Genomic DNA, 24,101 nt, shown 5'->3' on the forward strand with positions numbered 1-24,101 from the left:
TGTGGCTATTTTTCAATTTTAGAGATCAAAATGCAGCAATGGTTCTCTGCTGGATCATAGTGGCATTTAGCTGCGGCAGTATCTCTTATAGAGTAGTGAATAAAGATGCAAATATAGTGCACGTATTTATCTTTTGCATCTTGCTGGGTATACTTGCCAAAGGCGTAGAAATATGCAAGAATGATACCTTGCGCTTCGTCATCGCACTCGTAACCATCTGCCTTTCTTTGTTTAATATCGCGGGCGCCGCGCTGGAGCGGATCAAACACAACAGATCCAAAAAATTCGTCCGCGCCTTTAAACAACAATATATCGCGCCTTATATGGCAAGCCTAGGCTACCGCTATGAAATTTCAGGCTCGTTTCGACCGGCGTATCTACGCGCTAGCGGTCTATTTGTGGACGGCATAAGCTATTTTGATTGCGAAGATAAAATTTCCGGCGTTTATGACGGAGTATTTTTCAACTTTGCGGATGTTTGTGTGACTCATACTGACGAACGACGTAGCAGCAGGGGGATCTTTTTCTACGCGGAATTTAAAAAGCGCGTAAACTCGATGGCGGTGATTCTGCCTTCGCTCAGCGCGAGGCCAACACTCGGCGGACTTAAGAAGATCGCGATGGACGATAGCGAGTTTAGCTCCGCATTTAGCGTATATAGCGCCGATGCGGTGTCTGCAATGTATGCCCTCACACCCGCCTTTATGCGGCGCTTGCTTCGCTTTAGAAGCGGTGCCGACGGACCGATCAGTTTAAGCTTTTCGGGCAGAAACGTCTATATTTTCATCCGCACGGGATACGATAGTTTCGAGCCTAGCGTGGATCGCAGCGTATTTGGCTTTGATCCCGCCGCGTCTATCAAGCACGAGCTTCTATTCTTTCTCTCCATCGTAAAAAGTCTAAAATTAAACGAAAATATCTGGCAAGATTAAATTAAAGCTCCGATTTAAGGTATAGATCGCCGCGAAATTTTGAAATTTTGCTTTAAATTTACGCGCTACTACACCGTAACCGCTGCAACAAAATTCCGCCTGAAATTCCACGGCGCATTTAAGCCATGGAATTTATAAGATTGTTGTAGCGACGCAAATTTTGCAACATAGGATTTTTGCGGCTTTTGGCTATTTCGCCCTAGCATATTGTGACAAAATCAGCGATCTAAATTATTTCAGCTCTAAAAGCCGTTTAATATCGCCCTTGCTTAAATACGGCGCAAATATATGCTGCGGCTGCGAACTACTTAGTTTTACTAGCATATCGCCTGCGCCTAGAAGTTTTTCAGCTCCGCTTTCGTCCAAGATAATACTAAGCATTAATGATGACACGTTATTTGCAAAAATCTGCCGAATGAAATTTTTATGAGATTTTGCGTTAAATTTTAATTAGATTTTATCACTCGCCTATAAATTTATGCTCGTGCAAATCCGCTCTGTATAGCATTATGATCTTGCCACTGCCGCTTGCGATGCGCGATATTTATATGAGATTGCGACGAGGCTTTATGCGCCTCAATTTTCATCAAACACTCTAAAATTTTACCGCTTCGTAGCACGTGAATAGACTCGGAGTAAATTTCGTTTCGCTATTAGCGCGGCAATACGTGTCTTTTCTACCAGCTTAATATATCAAGAGCCGCTTTTAATTGCTCTTTAAATGTTTCTCTTAGATCTTTTGGCTCTAGTATCTCGATATCTGGAAGCCACTTTTTTATAAATGGCAATATCTCCATATCCTGAGTAAAATCTATGCTAAAAATAATGCTGCCATCATCTAGCTTCTTTTTAAATTTTTGAGTTGGGAAAAACAGCTTCATACCCTCCTTAAAATATATAGCCACTTTCGGGGAGGCTTTTAATAGCGCCCTTCGCAATGGCTCGGAGGGCAAGCTCATAGCATTTTGTATTTTATTAAAATACGTTTCGTATTCCTTCAAGATCTTTCCTTCGTATTTTTTTGAGCTTTTGCTAAGCGATACGATAAAAGCCACTCTTAAAAGCCTAAAATTTCCCTTAACATCCTCGATAGCCAGATACCAATTACTATCTGTAAAAACTATTTTTAGGCATTTTGCATCGATTAAATTCTCCATTTCACCGATATATTTATACTTGATATTTCGGCATTCTTTATTTTTAACGGCATTGCGAAGCTCGCTCAAATATCTTCTACTTAGCTCGTCTTGCAAAACCTCCAAAGGATTGGTTCTAAATAAAAATACGTCCGAATCCTCTTTTAATTGTTCAGATACCTTCTCTTTTTCATGTTTATCTAAATCGCTAAATAAGCTAGGATCATTTTCGTTTAATAAACTAATTAACCAGCCTAGATCGTTGCCATATTCTAAAAGACATTTTAAAACGCCGATTATATCTTTGTTTTTATCATATACTCTTAATACTTTTACCGGTCTCTTGCCATGGCCTATAAGCTTGCTTTCTATCCTAAAAGCGTCTGGAAATAGCTTGTCGATTTCGCCCATATACCTTCTAAGCGTTCTTTCCTTAATCCTTAGCTCATCCAAAAGCTCTGTATCGGTAAGATAAATTTCTTGCTTTGCAACTAACTTTTTTAAAATTTCAAAGATAACTATCGTTTTATTGTCTGCATCTGATGACATTATAACTCCTCGTATTCTCTAAATCTTGCGTGTTTAAATTCTCGTTTAATCACGACTTTGCCGTTTTCTACCTGCTCGCTTACGATGCGGTTGGTGGTCGCATACACGGCTATCAGACCCATATTTTTAGCAAACCTTATCATATTATAAGTCGCTCCGAAATCGCCCTGCACCAGTAACACGTCGCCCGCTTTTGCTTGCTTTTTAAGTTTATCCTTATACACTTCAACGAATTTTATTGTGCTTTTTTCAGACGGGTCAATATCGCTCCACCTCGCATCGGTTATATTTACGAATTTATCGACATTTAAATTCCTCCTCGCGTCCTCTTCTTGCTCCGACGTCAAGGTGTGGTTTATCAACGTAAAGAAGGTTTTCATATTTTATTTCCCAATATATTTTGCTGTATACAAAATGAATTATATTTATCTAATAATCTTGATAACTCTTGCTTTGAGTCTTCTATCCTTTCGTTGGCATTACCATGAGCTAGATTATTTCTTAATTTTTCGGCATCTTTTATAAAATCCCTAAAGGCACCAAGAGTTTTTATGCTTTCTAACTTCTTTTGTATATTATCATGCACTGCAATGCTTGTTAAATAGGCTCCATTCCTCAATCCCATTTTTTTTACAATAGTCCTAGACTCATGTGTCAAATCATAAGCATTAAATTTTCTACTGTTTTTAAAGTTATTTATATGCGCTTTTATATCGTCGCCAAAGCACTCAAAGCTTTCCGCGCAGTAATATCCTATGGCCTCAAATAGCAAAGTTATAGCGTTTAATAAATAACCTTTGGAGTTTAGAATTCTAGACATTCTATAAAATTTTATGGAATCTTTTTCTTTACCTATTTCTTGAAGCTCCCTTATGTGTCGTTGTATATCTTCAAGACTGCCTTTAAAAGTTTCTATTTGCTCATTCTTTAAAATAAAATCTATATCGCTTAGAATTTTATCGACATCTTTATTAAGAGCTTTTAGCGAATTCGATAGTATATGATTAGAGATGGTTGATAACCGACTTACAAGGTTGCAAAAATTCTTATTTTTAAATTTAGAAACCAATGAAACCGTGTAATTATGATTAAAAGTTTCTAGTACATACGACATATTTGCAAGCTCTAGATATTCCTTTAGGTCAATTATTTCATACTCCTTTTTCGGTTCTATCTCTTTCGCAAAAAATATATGTTTGATTTTTTCTGTATTGCTTAGGCTTTTTGATATTAATGATATAGTCGCTAATATAGGTATATGCCTAAAACCATGGGTCAGATCAATTATATATTTGTCATCATCGCTAGTAGCATCGTTTATGATGCGTAAAATTTTATAGAAGTCCTTCTCACCGTCAATAAAATTTCTATCGTTAAAGATTTCATTATACTCATTTTGAAACTCTTCTTTCAAAACACCGATTTGAATTTTTTTAGCCAATTGCGTAAAAATAGGAACAATATCTTGAGCTCCAAAATTATCTATTAAGAGCGAAAACATATTTATATATCGTTCTCTTTTTAAAGAAAATGAGCCTTTAAGCTTATCGTCATATCTATAAATAGGAATTCCGATTTCTTCATTTTTTGAAATTAAGCCTAAAATCGTTATAATTTTCATATTTTACTCCTCATTTTGCATATAAGTTAAATCATAGTGCTTGACAATATAATCGCTAGTGGAGACGTACTGCAAATGCCTGTCGTTGGGTATCGCAAACATCGCTCCGGCTATACTTATCGCCTTTTGTCCTCCCGTGACATCAAATACGATGTCGTCCTCTATAAAACCCTCTTACTTAAGCTGGCTATATACGCTTTCTAAAAAATTTATAGACGCTTTTTGCGTCTTCGAAATTCTTTATACATCGTACATTTGTCATATCCGCAAGCTCCTTACTAAAGAGATTTTGCACGCATTTTAAAAATTTCTCTCTATCTCCGTGAGATTTTTCGGAACAAGCGACTATAATCTTTTTAAGTCTTTGTTTGTGATAATCTATCGCTTTTAGCGGCATTCTATAATTATTTCTTCCATACTCATCGATAGTTTTAAATTTCAAAATTTCTTCTATTCCGCTATTATTTTCGCTTAAAAATAGCACTAGAACTTTAGCCCTTTTGGGTCTATCATTTATATCTATATCGACATTAGGGATGCCTTTGGGAATTATTCGTTTGATTACCCCAAAAATCACTATAGAGCCTAAAATTTGAACCAGCATAGTGCCGTCTTTGGCGCTCCATTTTAAAATTTCGCCGCCGAAAATTTTATCTAGTAGCGACGACATTCCGTCCGGCAACCAAGCGAAAAACAGCAATACTCCCGCGATGATAAAAAACGCCCTATACCCTAAAAGAGAACTTCCCAAAAGCGAAACGATTATTTTTTGAAAATTTCTTTTTTCGTAATGCGTCATTTTTAAAATTCCTTTAGCATCTCCATTATCTTTAACGTATCTTGATAGTCTCTGTCTTTTTCCGGCCTTTTTTGCTTGGTCTGTTCTTTCCATCTTCCAATCTTTTTAAACATGTCTCTTAACCCACAAAGCGCTTCAAATTTCATATCGTCAAATTTATCGGTTTGACTTATCGCTTTAAATAAGACTGTCGCTTCGGGCATATTTTTGTAAATGGGATCGTTTTTGAGCTTATAAATTCTTTTATCCAGTTCGCTCATATTGCTTGTAGCTTCTTGTAGCTCTTTTTCTTTCCTTCGAAGTTCTATTTCCTCTTTTAAGGCCTTCTCTTTTTCTATTAGATCGTTTGCAAATTTTTGATATGACGATATACTTTGTTGATCGGATAATGGAACTGCCTGTACCGTATTTACATTTGTAAGTTTAATATACCTATCCAAATAATAGCGACGATCGCTATTTTTACTTTTTGCAAAATCTTCAAGATTCATATATACCAATTCAGAATTACCTTCGTTGTCTTGCTCGCTAGCCATTGAAAATAAATTTTTTATCTGCTCGCTTTCGTGCCATTTTATCTTGCCGTCGAAAATTTCACCGTTCATAGCCGACTCAAAATCCTTTAAATACTCCTTAACTTCTTTGCTAAATCCATTGAGGTCTAAGACGCTGAGTTTAATTTTGCCGTATCCTAAAGGCTTCGCCATACCGATAGAATGATAGCAAAGATCGTTTTGATGAAATGTAATAGCTGATAGCAATGCTCCAATCTCAATAGGCAAGAGATTATGGGCTAATATTTTGCATCTAAATTTTGCTCCCGACTGAAGTGGCGTGATAGCTGTTTCTATATTTGCTGTTTTATCACCAGTATCACTTGTAGCGACGCTTTGACCTTTATGCGTCGGGTATCGCTTAAAACCAGATAGTGTGGCATTTCTATCATTATAAGTAGCGTATTTTTCGCCATTTTGCTTTATGTAAATCGGATAATAAGATGCTTTTGGGGAACCCAAGACTACTTTTACCTCATTGCCTAAATTTACATTTTGGATAGCTTTGGCGTGAGATACAAAAACCCTTCCTTTTAAGGACTCTTGTTTATTTTTAATTTTTCTACTATATCCAAATATAATTTCTGATAAATCGGGCTTACTCTCTTTTATTTGTGTATGAGCCAAGACCTCTTTTACGGATTTATCAAAAGGTAATTTATAAAGATATGAAAGTCCAAAATGAATGACCTCATTACCGTTAGCATGAAAAAATACGGGGATTTCTTTGCCACTTTTTAGTTTTTCTTTCCAGAAAGTCCAGTCGGCAGACTGCGCGGGCTGCTTTTTCCTGCCGTCAAAATAAGCAAATTTAAACACTTCAAACACACGCTCACTTACATTAAAAATTTTCGCATCTTGTTTTTGTATAAAGACAAAATCATAATTTTTTCCACTGGGGTTTACCTTATCGTCTTTTCTAGCCGACGGATGTCCTGTTAACACAACTTTACCTAATAACGAGCCTCTGTCGTCAAATTTTACTATATTTCTACCGTTTTTAGACCCTTCTTTTGAAAACTTATAAATTTTATCTACATTTTCGAATTTGACTAAATCATATTTGGCACAAGCGTTTTTAAGCGGATCATTTTTATCATCAAAGTTGCCCCACAAAAAGCGATTTCTATAACCTTGTTTCTTAAATTTATATTCTATCTCTTGATACTTTATGCGATAAATTCCGTCGCATTCTCTTATCTTTATCGCACCATTTTCTTTATAAAGCCAACCGCATTTAATATCTTTTAGGACTTTATTTTTGTATTCGTCCGTAAAATCCCGCATAGAATACTTTTTATCATCTATAAAGTTCATAGCTGAAAAGCTCATTATCTCAAGCACGTTTCTTATCATGCCCTTGATGCTAGTTGCGGGGATATAATATTCTTTGCCGCCGTTTTCGTTTATATAATGGCAAAACTCGCTCGGGTTTTTGCCATCCTTTATAAAAATAGGACTTTTGGCGGTTACCTCAAGCTCGATTACGCCGCTTTCGCCGTCTTCAAACGGCACGTCATGGATATTTTTAAGAATGTTCTCACTAGCCCAAGGCGGGTAGAAAATTTTATCGTTTAGTGGCACGAAATTATATGGAGCGGTTATCATTTTTTATCCTTTTCATCTTTTACAAAGCCTGCAAATACTATCTTTTGAAGTTTCAATACTGGCAAACCCTCAAGAGTTCCATTACCTTGAGGCACTTCGCAAAACTCGTCTTTTTCATCTTGCCAAATTTGAGCCATTTTTATTTTGACTTCTTTGAATTTGGCAGAAAACTCGGGTTTAAATTTAGAGTGAAATTCTTTTATGTCGGGGTTTTTCTTCGGATCTAAATTTGCGCCCCCCAACTCCGTCTCATCGACAAACCAAGCGTCGTTTATCTGGCGGATAGAAACACTCTTTTTGGACTTCTCATCAAAAAAATGCGCCTCATAAATTAGCTCGTCTTCGCCTAGACCAGGAGTTCGCTCGCCCGCTAAAAACAAGTGCTTCTCGTCGATTTTTTCACCCATTAGCTGGATGTAGCCCTCGTAGCCTTTTAAATTTTCATTCACGTATTTTAAAATTTCGTCTTTATTCTTTTTCATTTTCGATCCGTCCTTCGTTGTATTTTAAGACCTTGCCTTTGAAAAATCCATACCCTTTTGTGGTTGCTCCACCAAGCGACAAACGCCCCTGAACTACGTCATCTAAAGCCGCTTCAAAGGCGCCTAAGGCGTTATCAAAAGCTTCATTCTCTTTGTCACCGCACACGTAGTTTTTAAGCAAAATTTCTATTATAAATTCGTCTCTTTTTGCGACCGCCTTTTCTTGAAATAAGGCGCTGTCTATCGCGCCGCCCGTGAAGCGGTCGATGCTAACGTGTTCGAAAACCTTCGTATCTTTTGCTTCGTCGTAATCCAAAAAGCAATCGCTGATTAAAATTCTACCTTTGGCGCCTTTATAGTTTTTATTCTTTTCGTAGCCAAAAATTTCTCTTACGGCTTCGTTTTCACTGCCGACCTTGGCTTTTTCGCCGAATTGTTTATTAATTTTATTAAAATGAAACGCCGTTCGGTGCGATAATGCGCCTTTTACCGAACTTGCCGGGATTAGAATTTTACGTTTGCCAAGGCATTTGTTTTCATAGTCGATCACACTCTCAAGCACCGGCGTTTGATCCGCATCCTTATCGCCAAATCCGCTTCCGAACATAAAGAAATCATCGGGCGAAATTTTAAGTTCGTATCTGATAAATTTTTGTCTTGCCGAATTACCGTCCGCTGCGCTATCGGGCATAAATTTTACAAACTCATCGGAGCTAAAATTTAAACTGCTCGAGTATCTGTCCGGCTCAAACTCGCCCCATTTTATCTCTAAAATTCTAAGCGAGCCAAAGCCTTTCGAGCTTCCGCCGCCAAGCCTTAGCGTAGGATCGCAAAGCAAATTTAAAATTTCCTCAAACTCCTCTTTGCTCCCGTCAAGCTCAAGTGAAAATTTAAATCTAGTGCCTTTAAATACGACTTCCTCGTCAAATTTACCGGCATCTTTTGCCGCGCCGTTCGCGCCTATGGCGACATGATCTCTAATCGGTAAATTATCAAAAAGTCGCAAAAACTCGCTCTTTTCTAAAAGCAACTCTTCGCAAACCTTGTTATTCTTATCGACGAGCAACAGAGCGTTTGAGATAATTAGTCTTGAGCCGAGTAAATCTTCGTCTTCTTGTTTATTTTCGTCTTTGCTTTCCTTTCCATTTTCGCCCTGATCCTTTTTCTCGCGCTTGGTTCCAAAAATTTTATTCGCGGCATCCTTACCGGCATTATCTTCAAATGCCCTACGCAAAATCCCTGCAACCGAAGTGCCTAAGATCATCGGCAAGCCGTTCCAATCTCTTTGCACCGGTGCATCCAAAAATAGATCATTTTTGCCGCCGCCGACTTTTAACGGAGTTTTGGCTTCTATGATGACGTGCGCTAAAAATCTTTTCATTGCTTTTCTCCTGTGATTTTTGGCATTTGCATTGATAAAAGTAGAGCAAATTTAAGCGGGTCTCTACTTTTTTCAATAGCTTCTAGGAGCGTTTCTTTTGTGTCGCTCCATTTATCTTTTTCAACACCTTCGCCTATAAATTTACTCACATCTTTTTGAATATCTGCGCTTGATTTACAAAGTGCCCTTATCGCGCCCCATTGTGATTTTGAAATTTTGCTAAATTTATCTTTATAGCTTTCTATAAAATCAGCCACCCTCTCGGCTATTTCAAGAGCTTGATCTTTCGTAGTCTGTTTTTGTTTTAAAAATTTAGCCAAATCACTTTGTATCGGTATTTTTCCGGTTGAGCGCTCAGTCTGCGCTTCTTTTTGGAATTCTATCGGGTTATTCTCCGCGTCGCCGCCGTCTAAGAACCACGGATTTATCAGCACTTCGCCAAAGCCTTCGCTCAAATACGCTCCGACGCCGTTTTTTAGCGCGGCTATCTGCTCGGCATTTAAATTTTTCAAAGCGATTACGCTACCTTTATTTATGCAGGCTCGCTCGTAGTCTTTTGTACTACGGGCGCCGTTATAAGGGGTGAAATTTGAAATTCTAATCTGCGTCTTTTTATAATCGACACTATTCGCGCTCAAATTTGGCAAAATGTATTTTACGTCGTAGCTCGGATTGCCGTTTTCGTCAATAAGCGCAAGGCGGGATTTAGCATAAACGAAAGTATATCGCTCAGGCGGCGTAAAGCTTTGGATTTCATCCGTATTTTCGCCTATAAATTTAATCTCTACTGCCCCATACTCAGCGCTTTTTGATTTGCCGAGCCTAGTTGAGCGCTCTAGCGTTTCTTTTGCGCGGTTTATGTCGTCTTCGCTCACGTTAGCGTCAAATTTAACGCTAAATCGCCATTTCATTCCGGCCATAAACGCCTCGTAGCCATACATCTGACTATCCATAGAACGTCTTCTTTCTTTATCGTAGGCACTTTTTTGAGAATATTCATATTTTAGGCTAAGTTTTTCTTTTTCGTCATTTATATAGCCGCTTCGCATCTGTTTTAGCTGGGTAAATTTTTCAGATTCTTCGCGGCTTAGCAAGTGATGATTGTAAATTTTGCTGCCATCAAGCTTTTCGTGAAAATAGGAAAGCGGAATTTTAAAAAATTCTTTACCATCTTTGATCGGCGCAGCATCGCAGAATTTCACAGCACCGCTATGAAAAATTTTAAAAGGATCACTAAAGTCGCTATATCTACTAGCTACCATACCCAAAAATGCACTTCCTGGGATAAAATCAAGCGAGCTCATCTTGCCCTGCGTGTTAGAACTTGCCTGCAAAATAACGGGACTTTTAAAAATTATCTCAAATCTAAGCTCTCTCATCGTAGCTCCTTAACTTTAAATTCGCATCTGCCGAGGCCTCGATTACGGTTTAATCCTATCCGCTTTATCATCTCTAGCGCACGTTTTAAATTTTGAGCGATCTCACCGCTTACATTTTGGATCTCGCCTTTTAAACTTATAGGCAAAACGACCTCTATATCCCTTAGCGAATTATCTGCCGCGATACCGTTATCGTCGATTTTAGTAGCCGAAATGATTTCAAAAAGATTGCGCTGCAAGTTATTTGACGTAATTTCAGTAGCGATTTTTTCATCTATCGTAGCGCTACTAAAATAGCACTGTGCCTGCGTAGTATCGTCGTTCTCGTTTTGCTCATTGCCATTATTTTGCTTATTTTTGCCGCCTCGTGAGCCGAAGCACTCGCTTATATCGCTTGGATCCCAAAACAGCCCCGCCGCCTCACGCACAAGTCCTTTTATCGTTTTGCCCGGCACATACGGAAGCCCTGCGGAGTTTTTTACCACATAGCTATCAAGCGCCGCTCCACCGCTAAGGCCGCTACTAACATGCCAATAGTCGAAAAATTTAAGCTCGTAATTTATCGTCATTTTTGCCCTCCACTTTTTTATCTTCTGTGCCCGAAGTAACGGAGAGAAATTGCAACACGTCATAAACTGGCGTCTTCTGCGCTCCGCCCTTTTCTAAAATCAAATTTCCGCACGATAGCCCGCCGTAAAGAGCATTCAGAGCGCCATCGAATTCACTTTTGTTTTCTAGAATTTCATTTATTCTATCAAGCATAACTTTGGCTAATCTATCGTTTATGCCAAGCTCCTTTATCCACTCTCGCAGTTTGCCCTTGGGGCTGTTTTCACTGCGATACATTTCGGCTAAATTTATAAAATTTTCTACCTTTGGCTCGTTTTCCGATTTGGTAGTATCGCCTAAATAATAAGGTCCGAAATCACATCTGATTTCGCTAGCGTTTTTGCCATCGGCCGCGCACTCTTCTTTTTTACTCCCGATTGTCAGTTCATCTTTTATAAATTTATTCCAGCTTTGGAAATTCGAGCTTTGGACGTTATGAAACATTAAGCAGCTTGGCGCTATGTCCTTTTCGGTATCGTTTACGTAGCGATCCTTACTGTGCTTTTTTGCCGCGCCGCAAAGCTCCTCGGCTAGAGCTGCCGCATAATGAAACGGGAATTTTTCGTTACAATAAGCAATCCCCGCGCACATCGTGAACTTTTCCTTTATATCGGGCTTTTTCTTGTCCGTTTCCTTTTCAAATTCCTCGATAAAATTTTTAGTAAATTCTAACGCTATGTCCGCATCGCAAACCGCCGTCATATCGTCGCCGCTTAAAATTAGCGCTTTTATCTTTAAATTTTCTTTGCCGAAAACTTCCTCAGTTTTTGTTATGGCATTTTCGTAAGCATCTCTCGTAGCATTGTCAAGCGCTTTTGAAAAATTAGCTATCACGTCTAATTTGCCCGTATTTTTTACTTCGTCCGTTAGATTTTTAACCAGTACGCCAAGCCCATTGCCGTCTGCGTGGATAACGGCTAGTTTATTTTTCTTATTTGAAATTTGGCTAAATTCTTTTAATTCTTTAGCTCCCGGGTGGCTCTTAAACCATCTCCCGTGTGCCTCTCTCTTTTGAACCGACGAAATATCTAATGCATCATCGTCATCAAATTTTATGATAGGTCGCGCCGTCTTAGGCGCAAGAGCCATAAAATTTATACTCATATCAAGCGGCAAGCTCGGGCGGTTGCGCTGAGTTTTTAGCTTTCGTTCGAGCTCTTTCGATGCCGTTCCGTAGTTGTTGCCGTTATAAGGAGCGGTAGCCTGAGAGATGGTAATGCCGTAAGCATTTTGCATTATCTTTTTAGGCAGATCCCTGACGATCTTTTTTAAATTTTCCTCGCCATCTACGATCGCTCTAAAATTTCCCGCCGCGTTAAGCAAAATTTGCTCCACTAAGCCGTTCGCCCTTAGTTCGTCGAAGACGCCAAATATCGCGCCCTTGCTCTCTTGCTTGTTATCAAATTTTTGTCCGAGCGAGTCTATTATTTCGCTGGCACCGATGATCTCTTGCAACTTGTTCGTGGCGTAAATATACTCTTGTATACCCTGGATACTTGCACCGTATAGGTATTTAGCCATCTTGCCTCCTTCGTGTTATATTTTTGAAATTTTATCGCAACTAGACTTAAATTATTTTTTGAAAAATTACGCAAAATGAACTAGCCGAAGCGACGCCTCGAGCTAGACCGAATTTATTGTCTAGTCCTGCCGCAAAAGACACACTGTCCGTTATATCCTTGCCTTTGATGTAAAAATCAAGCGTAGGGACATACGAGCCGTAATTGCTCGGAGCGATATTGGCTAAATTCGGTACCTCTTGCGCCAAAGCGCCACTCATAACTCCAGCCGCTGCTAGCGACAACACAATCTTTTTCATTACAACTCCTTTAATTGATCTCGTCGGCGTTTTACCTCCGACTTTGAACGCAATTATAGTGAGTCGTAGTGTCAAATTCTGTCAATCAAAAAGGGAATTTAAAAAATGAGGGGGAAATTTTAATTAAACCAGGAGAATAGATTGAAAATTTTAGGAGTAAAGAGGAACCGATTCCCTAGATCGGGGAAATTCTAATCAAATTATGCTAACAAAATCAATGTAGTGGACGGAGAGGGTTTCAATCCCCTAGATCGGGGAAATTCTAATCAAATATGTGAGTCTAGAGTTAGCTGATATTCTAGACATAACAGTTTCAATCCCCTAGATCAGGGAAATTCTAATCAAATCTATGCTTAGAGAGAGGAACATAGTAGTTAGTCCTATCGTTTCAATCCCCTAGATCAGGGAAATTCTAATCAAATAGGACTAAGTGTTGATATAAAAGGTGCAGCTGCTGAGTTTCAATCCCCTAGATCAGGGAGATTCTAATCAAATACGAGAGTTTTCTCAGAAAGTCTGGTATACGTTTAAGCCGTTTCAATCCCCTAGATCAGGGAAATTCTAATCAAATGTATTTGTGTATTCTTGTTTCTAGCCAAGAAAGGGCTAGCTGTTTCAATCCCCTAGATCAGGGAAATTCTAATCAAATAGCCCAAAAACCGCATTAAAATTGACAATGAGTTTTTAAAGAACTATTTGCGAGCGCCATTATATCACAAAACGCGAAAAAGTCCGAGAAAGGGGCGAAAAATTAATTTCAAATTTCGAGGTTTTTGCTTATAGCGGGCTTAAAAGTGTGGATTTAAGCGTCTTTACGCAAGCGAAAAAGTCCGAAAATCTAAACGCAAAAATTAAAATGTTAGGCTTTTTCGAATTTCTGCTAAATTCCGCAAACGTAAAAAGCCCTAAAAATTGGACTTTTAAAATAGGCTAAATAGCGGAAGTCCGAGAAGCTGTTTTTGGTGCGAGCAAAATTTGAGGTTTGCGGACATTTTGAAACTTATGAAAATATAAAAGCGCGCTAAATCGGGAGGTTCAAATTTCCAAAAAGTCCGAAAATCAAATCCCTAAAATGAGACTTAGACGTAGGTGCCAGGGGAACGAAAGATCTCGCCTTCGCCTAGGCTCTCGCTCTTAGCCATACAGGTTTTGCAGATGCGGTAGAAAAGGACTTTGTCGGTTTTGAGCTCAATGATGCGGGCGATACGGTCTTTTATGAGGACGTATTCGCGCTCGGAAACGTCTAGCTCAAATACCGAGTAGTTCGCCCGCAGCCCGTAGCTTTCTAATAAGGCGGCGAGTTTGTTGCGGCGCTTAGTTTTGCAAACGTCGTAGCAGATGATCAAATTCATTGAAATCTCCCGATGAAAGGCTTATATTTTTCGTTTTGGGTTACGGCGCGTTTTAGGGCGTAGACCTGCCTATCTATGATATCCTGCGCTTTTAGCTGTTCGCCTCTGTACTGCGTGCAAGCGAAGAGCTTTTCATTTACGTTTTTGGCGATATTTTGCCTAGTTGCGACAGATAGGAGCCCGTCTTTTACCTCAAAGGGCTCGTTTTTATTGACCATCGATATTACAGCTCGATCGACGATGAAGGCTCGAAATTCCTCGATGAGATCGAAGGCGAGAGTGGGCTTTTGCTCATCAAGCGCGTGCAGATAGGATACGTGCGGCGACAGACCCGCGGCGGCAATGGATTTTAAAATTTTTGAATAAAGGATCGCGTAGCCGTAGTTTAGAGCGGAATTTACGATGTCGGTAGCACCCTGCGTCACTCGAGCGCTAAAGCCAAATTTATAATCTATCGCCTTTGCGATGGCTTGCCAGTAGGAGTTTGCGGCGCTTCCTTCAAAGCCCATAAGCTCGCTTACGCTTGCGGCGCCAGGGACGCGGAGCTTTAAAATTTCTTGCATCGCTTTAATTTCGGCGCCTAGATTTTTATGGTATTTGCCTAGATATTTTAGATAGTTGATCTGATTTTTCAGCTTGCCGATGATGAACTGCTGGGCGATGCGGAGCGATTTTTTGGTCGTTAGCAGCGAAATTTGCGAAGCGGCGGTTTTGGGTATAGCGGAATTTGCGCTAATGAGCGTGGCGTAGCTGAGATTTGTCTTTTCGTCGATGAAATTTATGGAAATTTTCTTTTTGGCGCACTCTTTGATGACGGCGGAGCTAAGCGAAATTTGAGCGTTTATGATGATCTGGCTGATTTGATTTATGGGGAATTTGTGCTTGATGATGCCCTTGCTTTTTAGCACGAGCTTTCCTTGCGACAGAGCGAGGAAGTAAAAAGGCGTCGTAATGTGGATAACGGAGCTTTGCGAGAAGGTTTTTAGGTATTCACGCTTTTTAGCCTCAAGGGCGTTTTGGATGGATTTGACGGCGGGACGCTTGGCGTTTTTAAAATAGGTTAGAATTTTAGCCTTTTTAGCCGTTTTGCCTAGCTCGTAAGGGAAGTTTAGGTTGATTAAGGCTTCTGCTAGCGTCCGCTTGTCTGCGGTTTTTAGAAATCTGCGTATTAGGCTCGTTACGACCTCACCAAAATGCAAGCAAAACCTATCCTTTTGCGAAGGCGAGAAAAGCTTGAGCGAAATGGCTTTTAGATGATACACGTAGACGTTTAAATTTTCTACGCTTTGGCTTATCGCCTGCTTTTTGGCAGAGCTTGCGAGTTTGGTTAGAATGCGCTTAAATTTTTCCTCACCGATACTTAAATTTGCGCCCTTAAAGCTTACGCCCAAAAAGACAAATTCGCTATCTTTGCCGTGGATGGAGGTTTTGGCTTCGTTTAATGACAGGCTTATCGTTTTTAAAAAATCTTTCAGGCGCGCGAGCCCTCTCTCGGCGGCTTCATATGAAACAAAAAACATAACGAAATCATCGGCATATCGGACAAACTCGGTGCCGCTTTGCTCTAAAAATTTATCCATTTGATTTAGGTAGATATTTGAGAGCAGCGGGCTTAGGACGTCACCTTGATGAACGCCTTTTGCGTGAGCGCGGTAATCAAAGCGCTCAAAAATTCCGTTTTTGATCCAAAGCTCGATGAGCCTAATGATACGGGAGTCGCGGATATTTGCGCGTAAAATTTCAAGCAATTTTTCGTGATCGATATTTTCAAAGAAATCTTTGATGTCGGTTTTGACGGCGAAGTCGTAAATTTTAAAAAAGTCGCGGGCACGATATACGGCGTTAGCGTAGGATTTACCGTTTCGATAAGCATAAGAGCGGTTTGAAAAGCTTTTATCAAAATAGCCTGAAAGCTCGCGAGTGAGGATATTTTGCGCAAATTTATCTTTTAGCGAGGGCACGGCGAGCTTACGCAACTCGTCTTTGGCTTCTTTTGGGATAAAGGTTCGTTTTAAGGGCTGCGGCGGATAAGAAAGGCTAAAAATTTCGCTCTTTAGCTTAGCGTAAAATTCGCCCGAACAAATATCCTCAACGCTAAGTCCATCAAGCCCCAAAGCCGTGCGCTTTAGCCTTTTTAGCGCGTATTCAAAGGCGCCTGCGGTAAAAATATCCTCTAAACTTAGATCAAACATAACGCCTCCCCGTCATTGCATTTAGCTAGTAGATATCGCGCAAAATGCGCCGATACCGTAATCCACGGCAAATTTATCCGCTCCGCGACTCGCGGTGCAATTTAAATTCCATATCGCAACCTACGGCGAAATTTAAATCCGCGCCACCCATATTTTGCCTAGTCCGAAAACCGTGCTTTTGCCGACCCCGGTAATTTGAGCGAGTTGCAAAAACTTCGCCGAGCGCTCATCAAGCCTGAAAACTCGCATCTGTCCGATCACGCCGCCAAATTGCATTTTAGTGCGTTGGCGGTTTGAGTAGCGATTGATGTCGTAAAAGCGCAAATCCTGCTCGAAGCGGCGGAATTTTACCTCGAATTTATCTATAGCCTCGCCCGTTATGTTCTCAAATCTCATAGCGATTTGGCGAATAAAGGACTTAAAGTCGATCTCGCGGCGGACGAGGACGTTTTTTTGCTTCATACGAAGCGGGGTAAGAAGCGAAATTTCATAATCGCCCGCAGCAAAATCGGGCGTGAAATTTAGCAGCTCAGGCTCATTTGAAAGCAGAAATTTAGGCTCTACGATTTCGCCGTTTAGAGTAAAATTTGAAAATTTAAACTTGCGCTTACTTACCTCAAGCCCGATTTCTTGCATATTTGCAATAGCGATAGCGACGTGAGGCAGGTAGCGCACGGCATGCTCAAAAAGTAAAATTTTAAAATCAAAGCTCTTTTGATTAAGATTAATATCCAACCTAAAATTTGGCGTATCCGATACATTTTCAAAAAATTCATTATACACGCATTTGTCGGAGATGTCGCATTTCTCGCAGTTTGCACTTACGAAAGGACAGCTCGCCTTTCTAAGAGCGTATCCAAAAGCACCCCTGATCGCCGAGCCAATAAAAGGATGCGAGGGCTTTAAATCCGTGCCGCAAACGCCTAGCTCTAAATATTTAAGCATGAATGACCTTTTGTATTTTTGAGAAAATTATACTATAAAATGAGCTTTTACATTTTAAGGCGGACGAAATATGCTTGCAATTGTAAGTTTGATAAGAAATTTTACACAGTAAAAGCATTTAAAATTTGATCGTTTCGGGGATTTTGCTTGCAAAATAAATTTTATACTTTTGCTAATTTTCATTAGGCTCTCTTTAACTTAAACCCATATAAAGAAAGAAGCGGTAAGTTACGATGAAGAACTATGTTTCTAAAAAGTAACAAGCGTAGTGAAGTTAAAAAATAAGCATATAGTCGTTCCCGAATTTCAGAGAAGAATTTAGAGAAATTCTAAAGTACTTCACGGAGGATATAGAAGCATCAAAGATATCAAATTTGACTAAGCGTAAATTTAATGGTGTGCTTGTCAAATTTGGGTTAGTTTCTAACCCAAATTTTAAAGTCAAGAGTTGTGTAGTGCTGCGTCGCTTTTTGGTGGTCTATCGAAAAATCACAATTTAAGGTTAAAATTTAAAGGTCGGACTTTCATCCGACCCAAGTATTAGGAAAAGGGAGAAACTAAAATATATAGACCGCGCCCAGCACGATAAATGCTCTTAAGCAAAAGCCGCCCACAAGCACGCCGTATTCGTTATAAACACAGCTTTTTACCTCCTCGCCGCTGTGCGCGCAGACGCTGCCGTCCGCATTCACGCTGCAGCTGCGAAGCATAAATTTGCTTCCGCCTAGCAGCGGCAGAGCAAGCCCAAACACAACAAAGCCTATCCAAAACATCGGTGCAAGCGAGCCGCTGACTATCTTAGTTACGCTAGCCATACCCGCAGCCTCGCTTCTTACGCTAGCAAATAGCGCTAGTACCGCAACGATCTCAAGCGCGACTAACACGACGTGAAATTTATGCGCGCAGTGGCTTAGCCCGTGCCCGGCATTTAGCGTAGCGGCAGCATTTGCACTAAGCCCCGTAGAGATCGCGGAGATCGTAAATAAAATCGGTAGCCACACGCTAGCCCAAAGCGGGATCGCCTTTACGACGTAAAGCAGCAGCCCCGTATATCCCATCACTCCAAGCGCCAAAATAGCTCCGAGCGTGAGCATCATATCGCAAATTTTACCGCTCTTTTTGATCTGCAAAAGTACCAAAACGCTGACTACGATAAAAAACGTAAGCAAGTATGTACCTATGCTCATCATCGAAACCGGGCGCGTGTAGAGCTGTAAAATTTTAAGAGGATTTATCGCAGCGCTCGGCGCCAAGTCAAACAGCAAAAGCGCGGTTCCTATTATCACCGCAACGGGTGCTAACAGAAAGCCGAATTTATAAAACCTCTCGTTTAAAGAGCCCAAAAAGCCCTTGTAAGCCAAAGCCGAGCACAAAAACGCCCCGGCGCCTAAACCGCCTAAAAACAAATAGATGACTATGAGCCATCCCCAAGTCGTCTGTACCATCGTCATTCCTTTAAATTTTTAAAAATTTCAGGATCTTTTAGTGCCCTTTTCAGCGCATCAATCTCACTATTTAGGTAGAGATTTAAAAAGCTTCCGAAACTTTTCCAAAGGTCTAAATTTGCATGCTCGTCGCAGCGAGCGGCAAATTTGCAAAACCACTGTGACGGATGCGCGGCGATAAATTCCGCCTTTTTACGCAGAATTTCGTTAAATTTAGCCTCATCCTCCGCCTTTAGCGCGCTAAAACTTAAAAAGTAAAGATATTGCAGCTCGTACCCGATGAAATCGTCGGGAAATTTATCAAGCTGCGCATTCTCTAGTTTTAAGCCCGAGCTCTCGTAAAAGCTTCGCACCTGCATCGTTTTAGCCCCAAACATCGTCTGATAGTCAAAATACACCGACTCGTAAGGCTCGGCTTTTGGGCGCTTTGGGCCGACGAAAAGCCGATTAAATTCGTAGCGAATTTCATCGATTAAGCTCGGCTCGCTTTTGCATTTGGCAAATTCGAGGATAAGCTTATGCTCTTTAAGCTTAGGCGTAAAATCCTGCGTCAAATTTAAAAGCTCGTTCAAATTTTCACCGGTAAGAGGCACCAAAAATACCTGCCTCAAAAAGTCCTCGACGCAAAGACTCTGCTTTAAATTACGCATCTTTTTATCCTTAGTGGATAAACTCGTTGCGCTTCATGCGAGGATAGAAGCGGATGTTCGGCTTCGTAAAAAAGCGCTTAAAGCCTGGCATCTCCTTCTCCATCCCCGCGCTATCGCTCACGTCGCTATCGACTAGCTTTAGCACGTCGCAAGGACAGCCCGCTACGCACGCAGGCTCCTCGCCGCGCTCGAGCTTCTCGGCGCAGAGGTTACACTTTTGCGCTTTGCCGTCTTTGCCTTTGGTTATCGATCCGTAAGGACAGGCTACGATGCAGTATCCGCAACCGATGCATTTATCGTGTAGCGGCTGAACTATGCCGTTTTCGAGCTTAATGTAAGCTCCCACGGGGCAGACGTCCATACATGCAGGCTCATCGCAGTGATGGCATGAGTGCGTGATGAAAATTTCCTTTTCGATCTCGTCTTCATGGATTAGCATCATATCGACGTGGCGCCAGTTGATATCGGGGTCTTGGTTGTGATAGACCTGACATGAAATTTCACACGCCTTACAACCTATGCAAAAGTTGTAATCAAATAAAAATCCTTGTTTTCGTTTCATTTTATGCCTCCTGTTTTGCGGCTTTTTTTACTTCACAAAAGCTTGCGGTATAGGTCGATCCGTTGCCCAAATCGCTCACTCCGTCCGAGCAAAGGATGTTTGCTCCAGTGCGAGATTTGGTTACTTTAACCCAGATATTATTCCATGCGTAGACGATACCCGGCTGCATCTGATTAGTCTCGACCGCCGTAAATATCGCCGTACCCTTTTCATTCGTAGCCTCGACCGTATCGCCCTCTTTGATACCGCGCGCCAGCATATCCTCGCGCGTCATAAATAGCTCGGCGTTGCCCTTTACGATGACGCGTTTTAGGATGTAAGGCATATTGCCCCAGTTTGAGTTATCCTGAAGCTGCGTACCCGGCGTCATGAAATAAAGCGGATACTTTTTCAAATAATCTTTGCCGAAATTTTTATGTTTTTCGTAGTAATCCCAATCGTCGTCAAGATCGATCACCGGATGATAACCAGCCTCTTTGAATGTCTCGGAATAAAGCTCGCACTTGCCGCTTTTAGTGCCGAATACAAGCTTGTCCTTCGGCGCATAAGGGTAGTAAGGAAACTGATCTTTCATCGTCTCAGGCGTCCTAAACGGTTTGATCCAGCCTACGCTCTTTAGCTTTTCGTAGGTGATATTTTGCTTTTTGGCAAATTCCGTATCCAAAAACCTCCTGCAAACCGTCTCGCTATCCCAATCAAAGCACTCCTCTTTATATCCCATCGCCTTGGCTAGAGCGTTAAAAAATTCCAAATTTGTCTTGGCTTCGCCCAGCGGCTTGACGCTTTGGGCGTTGTAGCAGACGTAGCCTGAAATTTGATCGTTTTGAATATCCTCGCTCTCCATAAAGGTAACGCCCGGCAATACGTAGTCCGCGTAATCGCAGGTGTCGGTATCGTAAGGATCGATGACTACCAAGAAAAAATCGTCGTCCATCACGCGTTTTTTGATTAAATTCGTATTGGGCGCCGTTACCATCAAATTCGAGTTGTAGTTGATACAGGCTCGAATTACCGTATTTATCGGCTTACCTAGATAGGTCGGATTTTCCTTTTGAATGCCTTTGCCAAATTCTATATAGCTTATTTGCTGGCGCTCTATCTTTTTGCCTTCCGCGTCTTTCGGCGAAAGATCTGGCATGCAGTTATCGAAGTTAAAGCAGCCCTTTACGTGCACGTAAGCCCAGAATAATCCGCCGCCAAGTTTTGTAAGGCAACCCGTAAGTACCGGCAAGAAAGTAACCGCGCGAACAAGTCTTGCGCCGTTAAAGTGTCTTTGCCCGCCGTCGCCGTGCATAATGGCAGGCGCTTTGGCGTGAGCGTATTCTCTAGCAAAGACTTTGATCTGATCGACGCTTGCTCCGCACATTTCAGATAGTTCGCCGTAAGTGTAGAGCGAGCACTCATGAACTAGATCTTCAAAACCGGTTGTATATTTTTCTACGAATTCGTGATCATATAGATCTTCTTCTATCAAAAATTTGCAGACCGCTAGACAAAATGCCGGATCGCTTGAAGGCTTTAGCTGGATAAACATATCGGCTTGGTTTGCGAGCGGAATTCTGATCGTATTTATGACGATGATCTTGCCGCCTCGTTTTTTGACGCGGTGGGCAAATCTAATCCAGTGCACCGCCGTATAGGCTTCGTTTGAGCCCCAGCTGATATACATATCGCTCTCATCGACTTCCAGCGCGTCTTTTGAAAAATCCGTGCCGATGACGCTCGGCGTGCCCGCATAGCGCGGCCAGTCGCATGGATTGCGCACAAGCCTCGTAGCGCCGTATTTTTCAAAGAAATTTCCCGGCGCGATCGTCTTTGAGATATGCCCTTCGTTGCCCGAATAAACAAATTCCGTCAGCGCCTCGCCGCCGTATTTTGCTTTGATCTCAGTAAGCTTCGCGGCTATCTCTTTTAGCGCTTGATCCCAACTGATGCGCTCCCATTTACCCTCGCATTTTTTACCGACGCGCTTCATCGGATACATTATGCGATCGGCGTTGTATAGATGCATCGCGTAGGTATGCCCCTTGACGCAGACCGTGCCTTGCGTTAGAGGGTGTTTCGGATCGCCCTTGATGCTGACCATCTTACCGTCTTTGATCTCTGCGATCATCGAACAGGCGTCGCGGCAGTTTCTAGGACAGGTGAGATAGTGATACTCTACGCCCTGCTCGTTTTTATAGGATTTCGGTTTAAAATCCACCTCAAACTGCTCCATACCGAATAGGCTTGGAGAGGCTCCCGCCGTAGCCAGAGCCGCTCCCGCGCCTTTTAAGAAAGAACGTCTTTGCATCTCTTCTCCTTAAATGTGAGCTTTATTTCATATCGTATATGAAAACCTTATTCTCTTTGCCTTCGCGCGAAAAAACATAAAATTTGCCGTCCTTCACCGCAAGCGCTCTTGCGTTTGCCGCTCCGCTAAAGCTATATGCATCCTCAATCTTATGAGTTTGCAAATTTAGCTTTAAAATGGTCGAGAAATTTTTACTCAAAAGATAAACGGCGTCAGGCTGAGCGTCGATGCCCGTGACGTAGTATTCGCCTAGGCTCCTGCTCTCTTTTAGCTTTAAATTTGATCCAATTTGCGGAATAAATTCCTCTAAAATCATCTTATCGTCGCCGTCAAACACCGCTACGCTCCAATAGTCCCTCACGTCGTTAGGCACGGACGCAACGATAAATTTATTCGCAGCCGCGTCGTAATCCCAGCCGAGGATATACTGTTGCTTCGCTCGAAGCGTGGAGAAGCGGCTTTTGTCGCCTAGATCGTTTAGCTTCCACTTATCCCAACCTTCCTCCAAATGCCTCCACTGGCTGTTTTGCTCCTCTGCGCTAAGCCCGTCCGCAGGCTCATAAAATACGAAGGTTTTATTAAAGCTTATTATGCCGAGCTCGTTTTTGTACCACGTCGCACCTACGGTCGCCTCCATCTCCATTATAAAGTGGCGATCGTGCTTGCCGTATCTAAGCGGCTTTAAATTTTCGTCCGCAACGTAAAATTCGTTATTTTTAGAAACCAGCGCAAACTGCTTTTTATCTGCATCGTAGTCCGCTCCCGTAATCGGCGCGTCGTTTTGTAAGCTTAAGCTCACTTCCGCACTCGGCGCACCGAGCTCCTTCACGCCCTCAAGCGCGCCTGCTTTGCTATCAAGATTAAACTCAAACCCAAACGCCAGAGCCGCTAGCGCCGTAAAAATCATCAGCTTTTTCATCTTTTTGCTCCTTAGTTTGGCAGATCCGGAAGCTCCGGATTCCAATCAAATCTAAAATCAAGCGCGCTTTGCCAGTGATCTTTCTCCCAAAACCATTTTGCGGGATCAAGACTCAGCCTAGCCGGCGTACTAGAGCCCAGATACGGCGGCGGACCTGAGACGATGAAAGCCTGCGCGCAGTTTGCGGCTATGATGACGATGAAGATTAAATTTGCAATCTTGCCCAGAGGCAGATAGCGCAAAAACTCGCCGTATTCGCCGCTCGCGCTCTTTTTCATTATCTCGCCCAAATTTTTGCTACATAAAAATATAACCGCCAAAAATGCGATCACGCAAAAATCTACGACGATGACCCAAAGCTGCGTGTGTGCGCCTAAAATTTCAAGTCCGAAGCCCTGCTTTATGTCGAGGTAGCCGCCGAACGTACCGTCAAGGCTATAATGGATAAAGCCGTTGAACATCCCCCAGCAAGCCATCAGTAAAAGCGCTGCGACGTAGCTGGGTCTTAGGCCGTACCTAAGGATAAAAAGCGCGATAAGGCTGATGGCTATCATCGTGATCCTCTCCGACCAGCACATCACGCACGGGCTATCTCCCATGCCAAAGCCCAGTATCAAACAGGCTATACCGACAGGAAGCGCCACAAGGGCGATGATGGCTAGCGACATTAGGTTAAAAAACCCTCGCTCGGCGGCGGGAATTTGATTTTGTTCTAAATTTTGCATATTGCCCTCCTAAAAGTTGCCTACCGGCACGACGACCCATAAATTTACGTAAAATTCCAGTGCGATCAATATTACGCAGCCGACTGCCACACAGCCCGTAGCTAAATTTTTCCTCTGCGGCTTAAAATATAATATAAGCCCGCTGATTA

General features: G+C 41.7%; 22 protein-coding genes, 1 pseudogene and 1 CRISPR repeat array. Of the genes and pseudogenes, 2 read left to right on the forward strand and 21 right to left on the reverse strand.

Features of this window, described 5'->3' with window-relative positions; all coding sequences use genetic code 11:
• Positions 1-38 precede the first annotated feature (38 nt).
• Positions 39-932, forward strand: a complete 894-nt coding sequence (locus QZ176_RS02010; RefSeq protein WP_295150858.1) for a DUF3137 domain-containing protein — start codon at positions 39-41, stop codon at positions 930-932.
• 231 nt (positions 933-1,163) lie between these two features.
• On the opposite strand, the gene QZ176_RS02015 is transcribed toward QZ176_RS02010, so the two are convergent.
• The 15 genes from QZ176_RS02015 to cas6 all read right to left on the reverse strand — a co-directional run bounded on the left by QZ176_RS02015 (position 1,164) and on the right by cas6 (position 17,358).
• Entirely contained in the window at positions 1,164-1,313 is a 150-nt protein-coding gene (locus QZ176_RS02015; RefSeq protein WP_295150860.1) for a hypothetical protein, read from the reverse strand.
• A gap of 296 nt (positions 1,314-1,609) precedes the next feature.
• The gene (locus tag QZ176_RS02020) at positions 1,610-2,617 is read right to left on the reverse strand and encodes a WYL domain-containing protein (RefSeq protein ID WP_295150861.1); all 1,008 of its coding nucleotides are present in this window, start codon (positions 2,615-2,617) and stop codon (positions 1,610-1,612) included.
• On the reverse strand, positions 2,617-2,997 hold the full coding sequence (csx20, locus tag QZ176_RS02025; RefSeq protein WP_295150863.1) for a CRISPR-associated protein Csx20: 381 nt from the start codon (positions 2,995-2,997) through the stop codon (positions 2,617-2,619). The genes QZ176_RS02020 and csx20 overlap by 1 nt, the downstream gene beginning before the upstream one ends.
• The gene (locus QZ176_RS02030; RefSeq protein ID WP_295150865.1) at positions 2,994-4,238 is read right to left on the reverse strand and encodes a TM1812 family CRISPR-associated protein; all 1,245 of its coding nucleotides are present in this window, start codon (positions 4,236-4,238) and stop codon (positions 2,994-2,996) included. The genes csx20 and QZ176_RS02030 overlap by 4 nt, the downstream gene beginning before the upstream one ends.
• Before the next feature lie 187 nt (positions 4,239-4,425).
• Positions 4,426-5,037 carry a hypothetical protein gene (locus QZ176_RS02035; protein WP_295150867.1) on the reverse strand — a complete coding sequence of 204 codons (612 nt, stop codon included), beginning with the start codon at positions 5,035-5,037 and terminating at the stop codon, positions 4,426-4,428.
• Positions 5,038-5,039: 2 nt separating this feature from the next.
• Positions 5,040-7,199 (reverse strand): TIGR03986 family CRISPR-associated RAMP protein, encoded by a 2,160-nt coding sequence (locus QZ176_RS02040; protein ID WP_295150869.1) that lies wholly within the window; start codon positions 7,197-7,199, stop codon positions 5,040-5,042.
• A complete protein-coding gene (locus QZ176_RS02045) occupies positions 7,196-7,681 on the reverse strand; it encodes a TIGR04423 family type III CRISPR-associated protein (RefSeq protein ID WP_295150870.1) in 486 nt (161 codons plus the stop codon). Before QZ176_RS02045 ends, QZ176_RS02040 begins: the two co-directional genes overlap by 4 nt.
• The gene (locus QZ176_RS02050; protein WP_295150872.1) at positions 7,668-9,062 is read right to left on the reverse strand and encodes an RAMP superfamily CRISPR-associated protein; all 1,395 of its coding nucleotides are present in this window, start codon (positions 9,060-9,062) and stop codon (positions 7,668-7,670) included. The genes QZ176_RS02045 and QZ176_RS02050 overlap by 14 nt, the downstream gene beginning before the upstream one ends.
• On the reverse strand, positions 9,059-10,441 hold the full coding sequence (locus tag QZ176_RS02055) for a hypothetical protein (RefSeq protein ID WP_295150874.1): 1,383 nt from the start codon (positions 10,439-10,441) through the stop codon (positions 9,059-9,061). The genes QZ176_RS02050 and QZ176_RS02055 overlap by 4 nt, the downstream gene beginning before the upstream one ends.
• Positions 10,438-11,010, reverse strand: a complete 573-nt coding sequence (locus QZ176_RS02060; protein WP_295150875.1) for an RAMP superfamily CRISPR-associated protein — start codon at positions 11,008-11,010, stop codon at positions 10,438-10,440. The genes QZ176_RS02055 and QZ176_RS02060 overlap by 4 nt, the downstream gene beginning before the upstream one ends.
• Positions 10,988-12,571 carry a hypothetical protein gene (locus QZ176_RS02065; protein WP_295150877.1) on the reverse strand — a complete coding sequence of 528 codons (1,584 nt, stop codon included), beginning with the start codon at positions 12,569-12,571 and terminating at the stop codon, positions 10,988-10,990. The genes QZ176_RS02060 and QZ176_RS02065 overlap by 23 nt, the downstream gene beginning before the upstream one ends.
• Before the next feature lie 46 nt (positions 12,572-12,617).
• Positions 12,618-12,869 (reverse strand): hypothetical protein, encoded by a 252-nt coding sequence (locus QZ176_RS02070; RefSeq protein WP_295150879.1) that lies wholly within the window; start codon positions 12,867-12,869, stop codon positions 12,618-12,620.
• Between the two features lie 164 nt (positions 12,870-13,033).
• Positions 13,034-13,518: direct repeats of the CRISPR family, unit length 37 nt; unit sequence GTTTCAATCCCCTAGATCAGGGAAATTCTAATCAAAT.
• A 430-nt stretch (positions 13,519-13,948) separates the two neighbouring features.
• Entirely contained in the window at positions 13,949-14,221 is a 273-nt protein-coding gene (gene cas2 / locus QZ176_RS02075; protein WP_295150881.1) for a CRISPR-associated endonuclease Cas2, read from the reverse strand.
• Complete coding sequence (gene cas1 / locus QZ176_RS02080) at positions 14,218-16,413, reverse strand: CRISPR-associated endonuclease Cas1 (protein WP_295150883.1); 2,196 nt, start codon at positions 16,411-16,413, stop codon at positions 14,218-14,220. Before cas1 ends, cas2 begins: the two co-directional genes overlap by 4 nt.
• 132 nt (positions 16,414-16,545) lie before the next feature.
• Positions 16,546-17,358: a CRISPR system precrRNA processing endoribonuclease RAMP protein Cas6 gene (gene cas6 / locus QZ176_RS02085; protein WP_295150884.1), complete on the reverse strand. Its 813-nt coding sequence runs from the start codon at positions 17,356-17,358 to the stop codon at positions 16,546-16,548.
• 303 nt (positions 17,359-17,661) lie between these two features.
• On the opposite strand from cas6, the pseudogene QZ176_RS02090 reads away from it, so the two are divergent.
• A pseudogene (locus QZ176_RS02090) lies at positions 17,662-17,738 on the forward strand (IS1595 family transposase); the annotation flags it as partial.
• A gap of 177 nt (positions 17,739-17,915) precedes the next feature.
• On the opposite strand, the gene nrfD reads toward QZ176_RS02090, so the two are convergent.
• The 6 genes from nrfD to QZ176_RS02120 are packed head-to-tail and all read right to left on the reverse strand — an operon-like array spanning position 17,916 to position 23,952.
• Positions 17,916-18,803: an NrfD/PsrC family molybdoenzyme membrane anchor subunit gene (nrfD, locus tag QZ176_RS02095; RefSeq protein WP_295150885.1), complete on the reverse strand. Its 888-nt coding sequence runs from the start codon at positions 18,801-18,803 to the stop codon at positions 17,916-17,918.
• Between the two features lie 2 nt (positions 18,804-18,805).
• Positions 18,806-19,453 (reverse strand): molecular chaperone TorD family protein, encoded by a 648-nt coding sequence (locus QZ176_RS02100; RefSeq protein WP_295150887.1) that lies wholly within the window; start codon positions 19,451-19,453, stop codon positions 18,806-18,808.
• Between the two features lie 10 nt (positions 19,454-19,463).
• Positions 19,464-20,015, reverse strand: coding sequence for a 4Fe-4S dicluster domain-containing protein (locus QZ176_RS02105; protein WP_295150889.1), 552 nt, complete (start codon positions 20,013-20,015; stop codon positions 19,464-19,466).
• 1 nt (position 20,016) lies between these two features.
• Positions 20,017-22,308 carry a molybdopterin-dependent oxidoreductase gene (locus QZ176_RS02110; RefSeq protein ID WP_295150890.1) on the reverse strand — a complete coding sequence of 764 codons (2,292 nt, stop codon included), beginning with the start codon at positions 22,306-22,308 and terminating at the stop codon, positions 20,017-20,019.
• Positions 22,309-22,330: 22 nt separating this feature from the next.
• Complete coding sequence (locus QZ176_RS02115; RefSeq protein ID WP_295150892.1) at positions 22,331-23,227, reverse strand: hypothetical protein; 897 nt, start codon at positions 23,225-23,227, stop codon at positions 22,331-22,333.
• A gap of 11 nt (positions 23,228-23,238) precedes the next feature.
• Positions 23,239-23,952, reverse strand: a complete 714-nt coding sequence (locus QZ176_RS02120; RefSeq protein ID WP_295150894.1) for a disulfide bond formation protein B — start codon at positions 23,950-23,952, stop codon at positions 23,239-23,241.
• Positions 23,953-24,101 lie beyond the last annotated feature (149 nt).

The organism is uncultured Campylobacter sp. (assembly GCF_905373215.1).
Taxonomy (GTDB): Bacteria; Campylobacterota; Campylobacteria; order Campylobacterales; family Campylobacteraceae; genus Campylobacter_B.